Origin of the sequence: Streptomyces cinerochromogenes (assembly GCF_014648635.1) — a bacterium.
GTDB lineage: Bacteria > Actinomycetota > Actinomycetes > Streptomycetales > Streptomycetaceae > Streptomyces > Streptomyces cinerochromogenes.
Window position 1 is genome coordinate 593,089 of record NZ_BMRM01000003.1, and the last position, 16,527, is coordinate 609,615.

A 16,527-nucleotide genomic window follows, 5' to 3' on the forward strand; every position below is an offset into this window, starting at 1 on the left:
AGGGGGGTGTTGAGGGGGGTTCGGAGAAGCAGCGGATGACGAGACTGTGCCGGGCAGGGCGAACCGTTCGTCATGACGGGCTGCCCGTCCGCTGTCGCCCTGGAGGGATGACGACACATGTTGCGCACGGAGTTGATCCGACCACTCCCCGAACTGCTGATCCACCAGGCGCGGAACTTCGGTGGCAAGGTCGCCTACAGGGACGCCCGCCGGAGCGTGAGCTACAGCGACCTGGAACTGCGGACCCGGCGACTGGCCGGACACCTGGCGGAGTTGCGGCTGCAACCGGGCGACCGTGCGGCCATCTGCCTGGGCAACCGCGTCGAGACCGTCGAGAGCTACTACGCCATCACCCGGGCCAGTGCCATCGGCGTCCCGGTCAACCCGCAGAGCAGCGACGCCGAACTCGCGCACATCCTCGACGACAGCGGCGCCCGGATCGTCATCACCGACCACCCGCACGTGGAACAGCTGCGGCGCCTGCTGCCGGACCGCCCGCACCTGACGGTCGTCCTGGTCGGCGACGAGCCGGTGCCGTCGGGCTTCCTGCCGTACGAGTCGTACACGACGCAGGAACCCGCGACCCCGGCCCGTGACGACCTCGGCCTGGACGACCTGGCGTGGATGCTCTACACCTCCGGCACCACCGGCAGGCCCAAGGGCGTGCTCTCCACCCAGCGCAACTGCCTGTGGTCGGTGGCCGCCTGCTACGTGCCGGTGCCCGGACTCGGCCCCGAGGACCGCGTCGTCTGGCCGCTGCCCCTCTTCCACAGCCTCTCGCACATCGCCTGCGTGCTCTCCGTGGTGGCTGTGGGCGCCAGCGCCCGCATTGTCGACGGCCTGTCGGCCGAGGACGTGCTGACCGCACTGGACGAGGAGCGCGCCACCTTCCTGGCCGGCGTCCCCACCCTGCTGCACTACCTCCTCGACGCGGCACGCGAACGCGGCTTCACCGCCCCCCGGCTGCGCGTGGCCCTGGTCGGCGGCGCGGTCACCACCGCCTCGCTGCGCCGGTCGTTCGAGCGTGTCTTCGGCGTTCCCCTCATCGACGCCTACGGCTCCACCGAGACCTGCGGCTCCATCACCGTCAACTGGCCCGCGGGCGCCCGCGTCGAGGGCTCCTGCGGCCTGCCGGTGGTGGGTCTGGGCGTACGTCTGGTGGACACCGCGACCGGAGAGGACGTCGCCGACGGTCAGGAGGGCGAGGTGTGGGTGCGCGGGCCGAGTGTCATGGCCGGCTACCACAACCAGCCCGAGGCCACCGCGGCCGCCTTCCACGACGGCTGGTACCGCACCGGCGACCTGGCCCGCCGTGACGCGGCCGGCTACTTCACGATCACCGGCCGCAGGAAGGAACTCATCATCCGGGCCGGGGAGAACATCCACCCGGGCGAGGTGGAGGAGGTCCTGCGCTCCGTCCCCGGCGTCGCCGACGTCGCGGTGGTCGGCAAGCCGCACGACGTGCTGGGCGAGGTGCCGGTCGCGTTCATCGTCCCCGGCCCCCAGGGACCGGACACGGAGCGGCTGTTCGCGGAGTGCCGCGACAGGCTCTCCTACTTCAAGGTGCCCGAGGAGCTGTACGAGATCGAGTCGATCCCGCGCACCGCCTCGGGCAAGATCATCCGGCACCGGCTGCTGGAGACGCCCGCCCGGCTGCGCGCCACCAGCAGTGGCCTGTACGACTCGCTGTTCCGCGTCGACTGGATACCCAGCTCCCCGCTCTCGATGGGCACAACCCCGGGCGAGCGGAACGGTTGGGTGCTGGCGGGCTCCGACGCGCTCGGCCTGGCCGCCGCCCTGGAGGGCGTCGGCATGGCGTGCGAGGTCCACACCGACCCGGCCGCCGCCCACACGGCGGCCCGCACCGCGTCCCACGGCGGCACCGGCGTCCTCCTCCTGGACCGGACCTCCTACGACTCCGCGGCGGGCATCGAGGAGTTCGTCACGTCCCTCGCGGACTGGCTGGCCGACGACCGCGACGAGAACGTCACCGCCGTGGTCCTCACCCGGCGGGCCGTGGCCGCCGGTGACGGCGAGGACGTCAGGGACCCCGCGCACGCCCCGCTGTGGGGACTGGTCCGCGCGCTGCAGACCGAGCACCCGGGCCGGCTGGTACTCGCCGACCTCGACACCGACGGGCTCGGCGAGGGCGGGGCCCGTCCCCTGGTCGCCGCCGTGAACGCCGGTGAACCCCAGTTCGCCATCCGCTCCGGCGTCGCCCTGCTGCCGCGCCTCGCCCGGGTCTCCACCGACCGGGAGGAGCAGCCGTTCCCGCTGCTCGATCCCGACGGGACGGTCCTGGTCACCGGCGCCGCCACCGCCCAGGGCGCCGCGCTCGCCCGCCACCTCGTGACCGTGCACGGCGCCCGCCACCTGCTGCTGGCCCACGGCTCCGAACACGAGGACGCGAGCGTGCGGGCCCTGTGCGCCGAACTCGCCGGGGCCGGCGCCCACGCAACCGCCGTCGTCCACGATCCGGGCGACCGCGACGTCCTCACCGAGCTGCTGGCGGACGGCGACCGCCCACCGCTGACGGCCGTGGTGCACGCGGAGGAGATCACCGGGACCGGTGCCGTGTCCGCCGCGGCACACGCCCTGCACGACCTGACCGCCGACCGGGACCTGACCGCGTTCGTCCTGTGCTCCTCGCCCCTCGGCGTCCTCGGCGCCCCTGGCGCCGGCGAGCTCGCGGCCGAGAGCGCCGCGCTCGAGGCACTGGCCCATCACCGGCGTGCCCACGGTCTGCCGGCGCTGTCCCTGGCCTGGGGGCCCTGGCCGTGCGGAGCAGCTGAGAGCGCTCTCCCCTTCGCGGCGGGCGAACTCACCGAACAGCAGGCCCTGGTGATGTTCGACGCCGCGCACGCAGCCGGCGAGGCCGCGCTCGTCGCGATGCGCCTCGACAACGCCGCCCTGCTCGGCGGCCCGGTCCCCGCACCGTTGCGCGGACTGATCGACACCACGACCCGGCAGCCCCCCGCCGAGACCGCGCAGCTGCGCGGCCGACTGGAGAGCGTGCCCGCCGAGGAGCGGGCGAAGATCCTGCTGCGGCTCGTCCGCGCCGAGGCCGCCGCGGTCCTCGGCCGCACCGACACCGAGGGAATCCCGGCCGACCGGGCCTTCAAGGAGCTGGGCTTCACCTCCGTGACGGTCGTCGCCCTGCGCGACCGGCTCGCCACCGCCACCGGACTGCGGCTCCCCGCCACCAGCGCCTTCGACCACCCCACCCCCGAAGCCCTGGCGCACCGGCTGCTGGGCGAGGTCTACGGCGAGCCGGTCGACGTCCCGGCCCCGCCCGTCCCCGGCGCTGCGGCCTCCGACGAGCCGATCGCGATCGTCTCGATGAGCTGCCGGCTGCCGGGCGGCGTCACCTCCCCCGAGGACCTGTGGCGGCTGGTCGCCGACGGCGCCGACGGCCTCTCCCCGTTCCCGTCCGACCGGGGCTGGAACCTGGCGGAACTGTACGACCCCGACCCGGACGCCGCCGGCACGTCCTATGTCCGTGAGGGCGGCTTCCTCGACGACGTGGCCGGCTTCGACGCCGAGTTCTTCGGGATCTCCCCGCGCGAGGCGCTGGCCATGGACCCGCAGCAGCGGCTGCTCCTGGAGACCTCCTGGGAGGTCTTCGAACGCGCCGGCCTGGACGTGACCGCCCTGCGCGGCGCGGACGTCGGTGTCTTCGCCGGGGTCATGTACCACGACTACACCACCCGGGCGGTGCGGCCCGCCAAGGAGATCGAGGGCTACCTCGGCGTCGGCGGCGCGGGCAGCGTGGTCTCCGGCAGGGTGTCGTACACCTTCGGCTTCGAGGGGCCCGCGGTGACGGTGGACACGGCGTGCTCGTCCTCTCTGGTCGCCCTGCACCTGGCCGCCCAGGCGCTGCGCGCGGGGGAGTGCTCCCTGGCGCTCGCCGGCGGAGTCGCGGTGATGGCGACCCCGGGCAGCTTCGTCGAGTTCTCGCGGCAGCGCGGCCTCGCCGCCGACGGACGCTGCAAGGCGTTCGCCGCCGCGGCGGACGGCACCGGATGGTCCGAGGGCGTGGGTCTGCTCCTGCTGGAGCGGCTGTCGGACGCCCGCCGCAACGGCCACGAAGTGCTGGCCGTCGTCCGCGGCACCGCCGTGAACCAGGACGGCGCCTCCAACGGCCTCACCGCGCCCAACGGCCCCTCCCAGCAGCGCGTCATCCGACAGGCCCTCGCCAACGCCGGCCTGACCCCCGCCGACGTCGACGCCGTCGAGGCACACGGCACCGGTACCTCCCTCGGTGACCCGATCGAGGCGCAGGCCCTGCTGGCCACCTATGGCCGTTCCCGTGCCGAGGGTTCGCCTCTGTGGCTGGGCTCGCTGAAGTCCAACATCGGCCACACCCAGGCCGCCGCGGGTGTGGCGGGTGTGATCAAGATGGTGCAGGCGATGCGGCACGGTGTGCTGCCGAAGACGCTGCACGTGGACGCCCCGACACCACAGGTCGACTGGACGGCCGGCGCGGTCGAGCTGCTCACCGAGGCCAGGGACTGGCCGGAGACCGGGCGCCCCCGCCGTGCCGGCGTGTCCTCCTTCGGCATCAGCGGCACCAACGCCCACGTCATCCTCGAACAGCCCGCCGAGGAACCCGCCAGGACGCCCGCCGACCGACCGGACCCGGCGGACGCGCCGGAACGCGCCCTGCCCGAAGGGCTCGTCCCGCTCGTCCTCTCCGCCAGGACCCAGGAGGCCCTGCGCGCCCAGGCCGGACGCGTCGCCGCCCTTCTCGACACCGAGCCCGCACCGGCCCTGACCGACGTCGCCCTCACACTCAGCGGCCGCTGCGCCTTCGAGCACCGCGCGGTCGTGGTCGCCGGCTCCCCCGAAGAGGCCCGCCACGACCTCGCCGCCCTCGCCGCCGGCGACGACACGAACGGCACCGCCACCGACGGCAGGCTCGCCGTCGTCTTCTCCGGCCAAGGCGCACAGCGCCCTGGGACGGGCCGCGAACTGTACGCGTCGTTCCCGGTGTACGCCCGCGCCTTCGACGAGGTCTGCGCCACCCTGGACCGCTGGCTCGACCGCCCGCTCCGCAACGTCGTCCTCGCCGAACCCGGCACCCCGGACGCGGACCTGCTCGACCGGACCGCCTACACCCAGGCCGCCCTGTTCGCCGTGGGGGTGGCCCTCTACCGGCTGGTCGAGTCCTGGGGTGTGCGCCCCGACCTGGTCGCCGGACACTCCATCGGCGAACTCGCCGCCGCCCACGTCGCCGGCGTGTGGTCCCTCGAGGACGCCGCGGCCCTGGTCGCCGCCCGCGGCGCGATGATGCAGCGCCTGCCCGAGGGCGGTGCCATGATCGCCGTCCAGGCCGCCGAGGACGAGGTCCTCGCCGAACTCACCGAGGGAGTCGCCGTCGCGGCGCTCAACGGTCCCGAGGCCGTGGTCCTCTCCGGTGACGCGCCGGCCGTCGAGGCCGTAGCCGCCGTGTTCGCCGCCCGCGGCCGCAGGACCAAGCGGCTGCGCGTCTCGCACGCCTTCCACTCGCCCCGCATGGAGCCGATGCTCGACACGTTCCGGGAGGTCGCCGCCGGACTGAGGTTCCACACCCCCCTCCTGCCCGTCGTCTCCAACCTGACCGGCGCCCTCGCCGACCCCGCGGAGCTGTGCACCCCCGAGTACTGGGCACGTCACGTCCGCGACACGGTCCGCTTCGCCGACGGCCTGCGCACCCTGCGCGAGCAGGGCACCACCACCGTGCTCGAACTCGGGCCGGGCGGTGTGCTGACCGCCATGGCACGGGACTGCCTGCCCGAGGACGTCGACTGCGTGCCTGCACTGCGCGACGGAAGGCCGGAACCGAGGACGCTGCTCGCGGCCGTCGCCCGCGCCCACACCCGGGGCGCCCGCGTCGACTGGCCCTCCCTGTTCGCCGGCAGCGACGCCCGCGGCACCGCCGTCCCGACGTACGCCTTCCAGCACCAGCGCTACTGGCTCGACGCCGCCGGCCCCGGCGACCTGGCAGCCGCGGGCATCACAGCGGCCGGCCACCCGCTGCTGACCGCGGCAGTGGACCTGCCCGAGGCCGACGCCGTCACCTTCACCGGACGCCTGTCCCCGGCCGACCGGCCCTGGCTCGCCGACCACACGGTCGGCGGCACGGTCCTGCTGGCCGGTACCGCCCTGGTCGAGATGGTCATCCGGGCCGGCGACGAGGTCGGGCACGGCGCCGTCCGCGAACTCGTCCTGGCCGCGCCCCTGGTCCTGCCCGCCGACGGCGCCGTGCACCTCCGCGTGCAGGTCGGCGCCCCCGACGAGACCGGCGACCGCCCCGTCGCCGTCCACTCCCGCCCCGACGGCGCCGACACGGCGTGGACACGCCACGCGAGCGGCACCCTGACGCGCACAGCCCCCGGCGACGCTCCCGCCGCCGACGCCGGCCCGTGGCCCCCGTCGAACGCCACGGCCGTGCCCGTCACGGACTTCTACCGGGAACGCGCCGCGGCCGGCTACGCGTACGGCCCCGCCTTCCAGGGACTGCGCGCCGCGTGGACCCTCGGCGAGGAGGTCTTCGCCGAGATCACCCTCGACGACGAACATCACGACGATGCCGACCGGTTCGGCCTGCACCCGGCCCTCTTCGACGCCGCGCTGCACCCCAGCGCCCTGGGCGGCATCGCCGAACCCGGTGACGGAAGCCGTCTGCTGCCCTTCGCGTGGAACGGCGTACGGCTGCACGCCTCGGGTGCCAAGGCCCTGCGCGTCCGGCTGACCCCCGCCGGAGAGAACGCGATGTCCCTGCGCATCACCGACGCCACCGGCGCCCCGGTCGCCGACGTCGACTCCCTCGTCCTGCGTCCCGTGGCCGCCGGCCACCTGCACCCGGCCGCCGAAGCGGGACACGAATCCCTGTTCCGTACGACCTGGACGGCTCTGCCGGTGACGGCACGCGCGGACGGACTCGACGGCGTCCGCGTCCTCGACGCCACCGGTCACGGGGCCTCCGCCGACGAGGTGCACGCACTCACCTCCCGAGTACTGGAGAACCTGCAGGCGCTGCTGGCCGAGACCGCCGACACCACGCGACTGCTCGTCGTCACCAGGGGAGCCGTCGCCGTTCGCGACGGCGAGCGCGTCATCGACCCGGCGGGCGCCGCGGTCTGGGGCCTGGTCCGCTCCGCCCAGTCCGAGAACCCCGACCGCTTCCTCCTCGCCGACCTCGACGGACACGGCGCCTCCCGCGACGCGCTCACCGGGGTCCCGGCGGTGGCCGCGGCCCTGGAGGAGTCGCAGTTCGCGGTGCGGGACGGCGAGGTCTCCGTGCCCCGCCTCGTCCGCGCCTCCCACGCGAGCCTGACGGTCCCCGACGGCGCCGCCGCCTGGCACCTGGACACCACAGGGCCCGGCACACTGGAGAACCTGGCCCTCGTCCCGGACGCCGACCCCTGCCCGCCGGGCCCCGGCCAGGTCCGCGTGGGCGTCCGCGCCGCCGGCATCAACTTCCGCGACGTCATGATCGCCCTCGACATGTACCCCGGCCGGGCCGCGATCGGAGGAGAGGCCGCGGGCATCGTCCTGGAGACCGGCCCGGGCGTGACCGGCCTGGCACCCGGCGACCGGGTCATGGGCCTGTTCCCCGGCGGGGCGTTCGCCCCCGAGGCCGTGACCGACCACCGCAGGCTGGTCCGCGTCCCCGCCGGATGGACCTTCGCGCAGGCCGCCGCCGCACCCATCGCGTTCCTCACCGCCCTCTACGGCCTGCGCGACCTGGCCGGCGTCACAGCCGGCGAGACGGTCCTCGTCCACGCCGCGGCCGGCGGGGTCGGCATGGCCGCCGTGCAGATCGCCCGTCATCTGGGCGCCGACGTCTACGGCACCGCGAGCACCGGCAAGTGGGACACCCTGCGTGCCCAGGGACTCGACGACGCGCACATCGCCGACTCCCGCACCACCGACTTCGAGCAGCACTTCCTCGACACCACCGGCGGCCGCGGCGTGGACGTCGTCCTCGATGCCCTGACCGGCGAGTTCGTCGACGCGTCCCTGCGCCTGCTCCCGCGCGGCGGCCGCTTCCTGGAGATGGGCAAGACCGACGTCCGCGACGCCACCGAGGTCGCCGAACGCTTCCCCGGAGTGCAATACCGGGCCTACGACCTCGCGGAGGCGGACGACGACCGGGTACGGGAGCTGCTCGACGAGCTCGTCGACCTCATCGACCGAGGGGCCCTCACCCCGCTGCCGGTGACGGCATGGGACGTACGGCAGGCCCCGGACGCCTTCCGGTACCTCAGCCGGGCCCGCCACGTCGGCAAGGCCGTACTGACCCTGCCTCGCCACCCCGACCCCGACGGCACCGTCCTCATCACCGGCGGCACCGGCTCCCTCGGCGCACTCGTCGCTCGCCATCTCGTCACCGGACACGGCGCCCGCCATCTGCTCCTCGCCGGCAGGCGCGGCCCCGACGCGCCCGGCGTGCGGGAACTCACGGCCGAACTCACCGCCCTCGGCGCGACCGTACGCGTCGTGGCCTGCGACGCCGCCGACCGCGACGCCCTGGCCCGGCTGCTGGAGTCCGTCCCGCCGACGGCGCCCCTGACCGCCGTGGTGCAGACCGCGGGCGTCGTCGACGACGGCGTGCTCGCCGCGCTCACCCCGGAACGGATGGCCGCCGTCCTGCGGCCCAAGGCCGACGCCGCCCTGAACCTGCACGAGCTGACCCGGGACCTCGACCTCGCCGCCTGGGTGCTGTTCTCCTCGGCCGCCGGTGTCCTCGGCAACCCCGGGCAGGCCAACTACGCGGCGGCCAACTCCTTCCTCGACGGACTCGCCCGCCTCCGCCGTGCCGAGGGCCTTCCCGCGGTCTCGCTCGCCTGGGGCCTGTGGTCGCATGCGAGCGGCATGACCAGCGCCCTCACCGAGGCAGACCTGCGGCGCACCGAACGCGACGGCATGCTCGGGCTGGCGGCCGAGGACGGCCTCGCTCTCTTCGACGCCGGCCTCACCGCCGTCGAACCGGCCCTCGTGCCGGCCCGGCTCGACCTGAGCGTGCTGCGGGGCCGGGCCGCTTCCGGCGCGCTCCCCCCGATGCTGCGCGCGCTCGTCCGGGCCCCGCGCCGTACCGCTGCCACCACCACGGCACCCCGGCGGACCCTCGCCGAACGGCTCACCGGACTCCCGGCGGACGAGAAGGCCGCCCTCGTCCTGGACCTGGTCCGCACGGAGGCCGCGACCGTACTCGGCCACTCCGACGCCTCCCTGGTCGCACCCGACCGCGCCTTCAAGGAAGCCGGGTTCGACTCGCTGACCGCGGTCGAGCTGCGGAACCGGCTCGGCAAAGCCGTGGGGACGGGACTGCCCGCGACGGCCGTGTTCGACTACCCGGCGCCCAGCGTGCTCGCCGGATTCCTGCTCAAGGCCCTCGACCAGGAATCCGACCCGGTCGCGGCCAAACTCAACGCCCTGGAAGCGGCGCTCGACGCCCTGCTGTCGGAGGAACTGGAGCACTCGGGCATCCACTCCCGGCTGAAATTCCTCGGATCACGCCTCGAAGAGGCCGCCCTGAGCGGCGGCTCCACCGGGACCACCGACCGGGCCGGCCAACTCGAAGCCGCCACCGCCGACGACGTCTACGCCTTCATCGACAACGAGCTCGGGCTCGGCTGACCCGCCCTGCCACCCGGAAGAGGAGACCAGTTCCATGACCACCGACGAGAAGGCGCTCACCTACCTCAAGCGGGTCTCGGCCGAGCTGCAGCAGACGCGGGAGAAGCTGCGCGAGGAACAGACCCGGCGCACCGAACCCATCGCCATCGTGGCCATGGGCTGCCGGCTGCCGGGCGGGGTGGCCTCCCCCGAGGACCTCTGGCGACTGGTGTCCGAGGGCACCGACGCCGTCGGCGCCTTCCCGGCGGACCGCGGCTGGGACCTCGACACCCTCTACGACCCCGACCCCGACGTCCCGGGCACGTCCTATGTCCGTGAGGGCGGCTTCCTCGACGACGTGGCCGGCTTCGACGCCGAGTTCTTCGGGATCTCCCCGCGCGAGGCGCTGGCCATGGACCCGCAGCAGCGGCTGCTCCTCGAGACCTCCTGGGAGACCCTGGAACGCGCCGGGATCAACCCCTCCACCCTCAAGGGCGAGAGCGTCGGCGTCTTCACCGGCGCCGCCGGACAGGAGTACGCGCCCCGCATGGGCACCGGCTCCCAGGAGATCGAGGGCTACGTCCTCACGGGCGGCGCGGGCAGCATCGTGTCCGGCCGCGTGGCGTACACCCTCGGCGTGGAGGGCCCCGCCGTGACGGTGGACACCGCCTGCTCCTCGTCCCTGGTGGCGATCCACCTCGCCGCACAGGCACTGCGCTCCGGCGAGTGCTCACTGGCGCTCGCCGGCGGCGTGGCCGTGATGTCGACACCGGGCGCGTTCGTGGAGTTCTCCCGCCAGCGCGGACTGGCCCTCGACGGCCGGTGCAAGGCGTTCGCCGCCGCGGCGGACGGCACCTCCTGGGCCGAGGGTGTGGGCGTACTGCTGCTGGAGCGGCTGTCGGACGCCCGCCGCAACGGCCACGAGGTGCTGGCCGTCGTACGCGGCACCGCGGTGAACCAGGACGGCGCCTCCAACGGTCTCACCGCGCCCAACGGCCCCTCCCAGCAGCGCGTCATCCGGCAGGCGCTGGAGAACGCCCGGCTGTCCGCCGCGGATGTCGACGTCGTCGAGGCGCACGGTACCGGTACCTCCCTCGGCGATCCGATCGAGGCGCAGGCCCTGCTGGCCACCTATGGCCGTTCCCGTGCCGGGGGTTCGCCGCTGTGGCTGGGCTCGCTGAAGTCCAACATCGGCCACACCCAGGCCGCCGCGGGGGTGGCGGGTGTGATCAAGATGGTGCAGGCGATGCGGCACGGTGTGCTGCCGAAGACGCTGCACGTGGACGCCCCGACACCACAGGTCGACTGGACGGCCGGCGCGGTCGAGCTGCTCACGGAGGCCAGGGACTGGCCGGAGACCGGGCGCCCCCGCCGTGCCGGCGTGTCCTCCTTCGGCATCAGCGGCACCAACGCCCACGTCATCCTGGAGCAGGCCCGGCCCGCGGAGCCCTCCGACACCCCCGCACCGGCGCACACGGTTCCCAGTGGTGTGGTGCCGTTGGTGTTGTCGGGGAGGTCTGGGGAGGCGTTGCGTGAGCAGGCGCGGCGGCTTGCGGTGTTTGTGGAGGGGCGGCCGGATGTGGGGGTGCGTGATGTGGCGTTGTCGTTGTCGTCGCGTGCGGTGTTCGGTCGTCGGGGTGTGGTGGTGGCGGGGTCTCGTGAGGAGGCTCTGGGTGGTTTGAGGGCGTTGGCGGGTGAGGTGCCGGCGGGGTCTGCCGCTGTGTTCTCGGATTCGGGTGTGGTGTTTGTGTTTCCGGGTCAGGGGGCGCAGTGGGTGGGTATGGCGTCGGGTTTGTTGTCGGAGTCGGTGGTGTTCGCGGAGTGGATGGCGCGGTGTGGGGAGGCGTTGGCGCCGTTCGTGGGGTGGTCGTTGGTTGATGTGCTGGGTGATGAGGAGGCGTTGGGGCGGGTTGATGTGGTGCAGCCGGTGTTGTGGGCGGTGATGGTGTCGTTGGCGGGGTTGTGGCGGTCGGTGGGGGTGGAGCCGGCTGCTGTGGTGGGGCATTCGCAGGGGGAGATCGCGGCGGCGTGTGTGGTGGGTGCGTTGTCGTTGGAGGAGGGTGCGCGGGTGGTGGCGCGGCGTAGTCAGGTGATTGCGTCGTCGCTTGCGGGTGGGGGTGGGATGTTGTCGGTGGGTTTGCCGGTGGGTGTGGTGGAGGGGCGTTTGGGTGGGGGGTTGTCGGTTGCTGCGGTGAATGGTCCGTCGTCGGTGGTGGTGGCGGGTGGGGTGGATGTGTTGGGGGTGTTGGAGGAGGAGTTGCGTGCTGAGGGGGTGCGGGTGCGGCGGGTGCCGGTGGATTACGCGTCGCATTCGGTGGAGGTGGAGCGGGTCGAGGGTGAGTTGGCGGGGGTGTTGGGGGATGTGTCGGCGGTGTCGTCGGGGGTGCCGTTCTATTCGACGGTGACGGGTGGGGTGGTGGATACGGCGTTGTTGGACGGGGGGTATTGGTATCGGAATTTGCGGGAGCGGGTGCGTTTGGAGGAGGTGTCGCGTGCGTTGCTGGGGGAGGGGCGTCGGGTGTTCGTGGAGGTGAGTCCGCATCCGGTGCTGGGGTTTGTGCTTGCGGAGACGATGGGTGCGGCGGGTGTGGACGGCTTGGTGGTGGGGTCGTTACGGCGTGGTGAGGGGGGTCTGGAGCGGTTCCTGCGGTCGGTGGGCGAGGTGTATGCGGGTGGTGTGGACGTCGACTGGGAGGCGGCGTTCGATGCCGGGTCCGCACGGCGGGTGGAACTCCCGACGTATCCCTTCCAACACCAGCACTACTGGCTGAAGACGGAGCGTGCCGCAGGTGACGTCTCCACGGCCGGCCTCGCCCCCGTCACACACCCCCTCCTCGGCGCCGCCGTGGAACTGCCCGGAACCGGCGGCATCGCCCTCACCGGCCGCTGGTCCGTACGCACCCACCCCTGGCTGGCCGACCACGCCGTGTGGGGCACCCCCCTGTTGCCCGGCACCGGCTTCGTCGACCTGGTCCTCACCGCCGGAGCCGAGGCCGACTGCGGTTCCCTGGAGGAACTCGTCATCGAGGCACCCCTCGTCCTGCCCGAGGAGGGCGGCATCCAGGTGCGCGTCGAGATCGCCGCGCCCGACGAGTCCGGTCGCCGCGCCGTCTCCGTCCACTCCCGCCCCGAGGGCGACGAACCCGACTGGACGCGCCACGCCGCCGGCACGCTCGTCCCCGAGGACCTGGAATCCTCCGAGCCCGCACTCGCCTGGCCCCCGGCCGGCGCCACCCCTGTACCCGTGGACGTCGGGTCCGTCTACGCGGGCCTGGCCGAACGCGGCTACGAGTACGGCCCCGCCTTCCAGGGGCTGTGCGCCGTATGGACCCGCGACGACGAGATCTTCGCCGAGGTCGCGCTGCCCGAACAGCAGCAGGAGGACGCGGCACGCTTCTCCCTGCACCCCGCCCTGCTCGACGCCTCGCTCCACGCACCGCTCATCTACGGCACCGGCCTGCCCCGCCTGCCCTTCTCCTGGAACGGCATCACTCTGTGGACCCGCGGAGCCTCCCGGCTGCGGGCGCACTTCGTCCCCGCGGGCGAGGAGACCTGGCAGGTCACGGTGACCGACCAGACGGGCGCCCCCGTCGCCCGCATCGACGCCCTCACCGGCCGCCAGGTGACCCAGGAACAGCTCGCCGGAGCCCGGCTGGCCCGCGAAACCGGTTCCTCCCGGCTGGACAACTGGGTCTACGCGACGACCTGGACCCCGGCCGAGATCACGGACCCGGCAGCGGCCCCCACCGGCACCTGGCTGGTCGCCGTACCCGCCGGCCGCACGGACGACGCCACCGTCACCGCATGCCTCACCGCCCTCCGCGACCGGGGAGCCGACGCCGTCCCGCTGCCCGTCGACGGAACCGACCGCGCCGCCCTCGCCGACCTCCTCACCGGCACCGTGCCCGACGCCGACACCCTCACGGGCATCCTGTCCCTGCTCGCCCTCGACGAGGCCGCCGACCCCGCACACCCCGCAGTCACCGGCGGTCTGACGGCGACGCTCACCCTGGTCCAGGCACTCGGCGACACCGGCATCGAGGCACCGCTCTGGCTCGCCACCCAGGGCGCGGTCGCCACCTCCGGCACCGACCCGGTGCACAGTGCCGACCAGGCCGCCCTGTGGGGCCTCGGCCGGGTCGCCGCGCTCGAACACCCGGGCCGCTGGGGCGGACTCATCGACCTCCCCGCCACCCTCGACGGCACGACGGGCGCCCTGCTCACCACCGTGCTCGGCGGCGGCACCGGCGACGAGGACCAGCTGGCCCTGCGCGCCGGGACGGCCCTCGCCCGCCGCCTGGAGCGGACGCCGCTGTACCGGCCGCAGCCGGACGAGACACCGTGGCAGCCCACCGGCACCGTGCTGATCACCGGCGGCACCGGAGCCCTCGGCGGCCACGTCGCCCGACGGATGGCCGCAGGCGGCGCCGGACACCTCGTCCTCGTCAGCCGCCGCGGCACCGACAGCCCAGGCGCCGCCGAACTGACCGCGGAACTGGCCGAGACCGGCGCCCGAGTCACCGTGGCCGCCCTCGACATCACCGACCGGCAGGCCCTGGCCGATCTGCTGGCGCGGCTGGCGGCGGACGGCGACCCGGTCCGCACCGTGGTACACGCCGCCGGCGTCAACGGCTTCGGCTCCCTGGAGGAGACGACGCTCGACGGCTTCGGCGCCATCGTGTCCGCCAAGGTGGCCGGCGCGGCCCACCTCGACGCCCTGCTCGGCGACACCCCCCTGGACGCGTTCATCGTGTTCTCGTCCATCGCGGGCGTCTGGGGCAGCGGCAGCCAGAGCGCCTACTCCGCCGCCAACGCCTACCTGGACGCCCTCGCCCTGCGCCGGCAGGGCCTCGGCCGGACCGCCACCTCCATCGCGTGGGGCGCCTGGGCCGGCGGCGGCATGGTCGACGCCGCCTCGGCACCGCAGCTGCGCCGCCAGGGCATCGAGGCCGTCCGCCCCGAACTGATGCTGGCCGCCCTCGACCGCGCCCTGACGGGCGGCCAAAGCGGCCTCACCGTGGCGAACATCGACTGGAAGCGATTCCACCCGGCGTTCACCGCACACCGCCCCTCACCGCTGCTGCTGGGCCTGCCCGAGGCCCGCCGCATCGCGGCGGCCGAGGCCCGCGCCCGGCGAGCCGACCTCGCCACGGCAGGCTCGCTGCGCCAACGCCTGGCCGGCCTCGAAGAGGACGCCCGGAAGGAGCTCCTGCTCGACCTGGTCCGCGCGGAGACCGCCGTCGTCCTCGGCCACCAGGACACGCACGCCATCCACCCGGACCGTGCCTTCCAGGAGCTGGGCTTCGACTCCCTCACCGCCGTCGAACTGCGCAACAAGCTGTCCGCGGCCACCGGCCTGCGGCTGCCCGCCACACTGCTCTTCGACTACCCGGCTCCGGCCGTGCTCGTCGCCCACCTGGGCCAGGCACTCGCTCCCGAGGGCGGGCCCGCGGTGCACCCCGCGGTCGCCGAGATGGAGAAGCTCAGGGGCGCGCTCGCCTCCGTCCCCGACGACCAGACGGTTCGCTCCCAGGTCACCGCCGCCCTGCAGGTCCTGCTGGCGAAGTGGTCCCCGGACGCCTCCCCCGACGAGGACGACGACCTCGAGTCGGTTTCCGACGACGAGGTCTTCGACATCATCGACAACGAGTTCACCGTTTCCTGACGCGTCCGCCGCACCGAACCGGCCGGCGGCGAGGCCCGCCGCCCTTGCTGCCCACTCGCCGTCAGAAGACTCTCTCTAGGAGCTGACCTTTCCCGTGGCCGACGACAAGAAGTACCGCGAATACCTCAACAAGGCCGTCACCACCGCGCGTCAGGCCACGCGCCGACTGCGGGAGGTCGAGGAGAAGGCATGGGAGCCCATCGCCATCGTGGGTATGGCCTGCCGGCTGCCGGGCGGCGTGACCTCCCCCGACGACCTCTGGCAGCTGGTGGCCGACGGCGTCGACGGCATCACCCCCTTCCCGGCCGACCGCGGCTGGGACCTGGCGGGAATGTACGACCCCGACCCCGACGTCCCGGGCACGTCCTACGTCCGTGAGGGCGGCTTCCTCGACGACGTGGCCGGCTTCGACGCCGAGTTCTTCGGGATCTCCCCGCGCGAGGCACTGGCCATGGACCCGCAGCAGCGGCTGCTCCTGGAGACCTCCTGGGAGGTCTTCGAACGCGCCAACATCGACCCCACCTCCCTCCGCGGGCGCAGGATCGGCTGCTACACGGGCATCATGCACCACGACTACGCCCCGCGCGTCCGACAGGTCCCCGCGGACCTCGAGGCCTACCTCGGGCGTGGCAGCACCGGCAGCTTCGCCACGGGCCGCGTGTCGTACACCCTCGGCCTCGAAGGCCCCGCGGTGACCGTGGACACCGCCTGCTCCTCGTCCCTGGTGGCGATCCACCTCGCCGTCCAGTCCCTGCGCACCGGCGAGTCGGAGATGGCACTGGCAGGCGGCGCGGCGGTGATGGCCGACAGCAAGATGTTCGTCGAGTTCTCCCGCCAGCGGGGCCTCTCCCCGGACGGCCGGTGCCGCGCCTTCGCCGCGGGCGCCAACGGCACCGGCTTCTCCGAGGGTGTGGGCGTACTGCTGCTGGAGCGGCTGTCGGACGCCCGCCGCAACGGCCACGAGGTGCTGGCCGTCGTCCGCGGCACCGCGGTGAACCAGGACGGCGCTTCCAACGGTCTCACCGCGCCCAACGGCCCCTCCCAGCAGGAGGTGATCCGGCAGGCGCTGGAGAACGCCCGGCTGTCCGCCGCGGATGTCGACGCGGTCGAGGCGCACGGTACCGGTACCTCCCTCGGTGACCCGATCGAGGCGCAGGCCCTGCTGGCCACCTATGGCCGTTCCCGTGCCGGGGGTTCGCCGCTGTGGCTGGGCTCGCTGAAGTCCAACATCGGCCACACCCAGGCCGCCGCGGGTGTGG

The 16,527-nt window shown here is 73.8% G+C and carries 3 protein-coding genes; all 3 read left to right on the forward strand.

Annotation, left to right across the window (positions count from 1 at the left end; all coding sequences use genetic code 11):
* Positions 1 to 117 precede the first annotated feature (117 nt).
* Complete coding sequence (locus tag IEZ20_RS09025) at positions 118 to 9,624, forward strand: type I polyketide synthase (RefSeq protein ID WP_189296171.1); 9,507 nt, start codon at positions 118 to 120, stop codon at positions 9,622 to 9,624.
* 34 nt (positions 9,625 to 9,658) lie between these two features.
* Positions 9,659 to 15,268: a type I polyketide synthase gene (locus tag IEZ20_RS09030; RefSeq protein ID WP_189296173.1), complete on the forward strand. Its 5,610-nt coding sequence runs from the start codon at positions 9,659 to 9,661 to the stop codon at positions 15,266 to 15,268.
* 94 nt (positions 15,269 to 15,362) lie between these two features.
* A partial coding sequence (locus tag IEZ20_RS09035; RefSeq protein WP_189296175.1) for a beta-ketoacyl synthase N-terminal-like domain-containing protein occupies positions 15,363 to 16,527 on the forward strand: 1,165 nt, incomplete at its 3' end.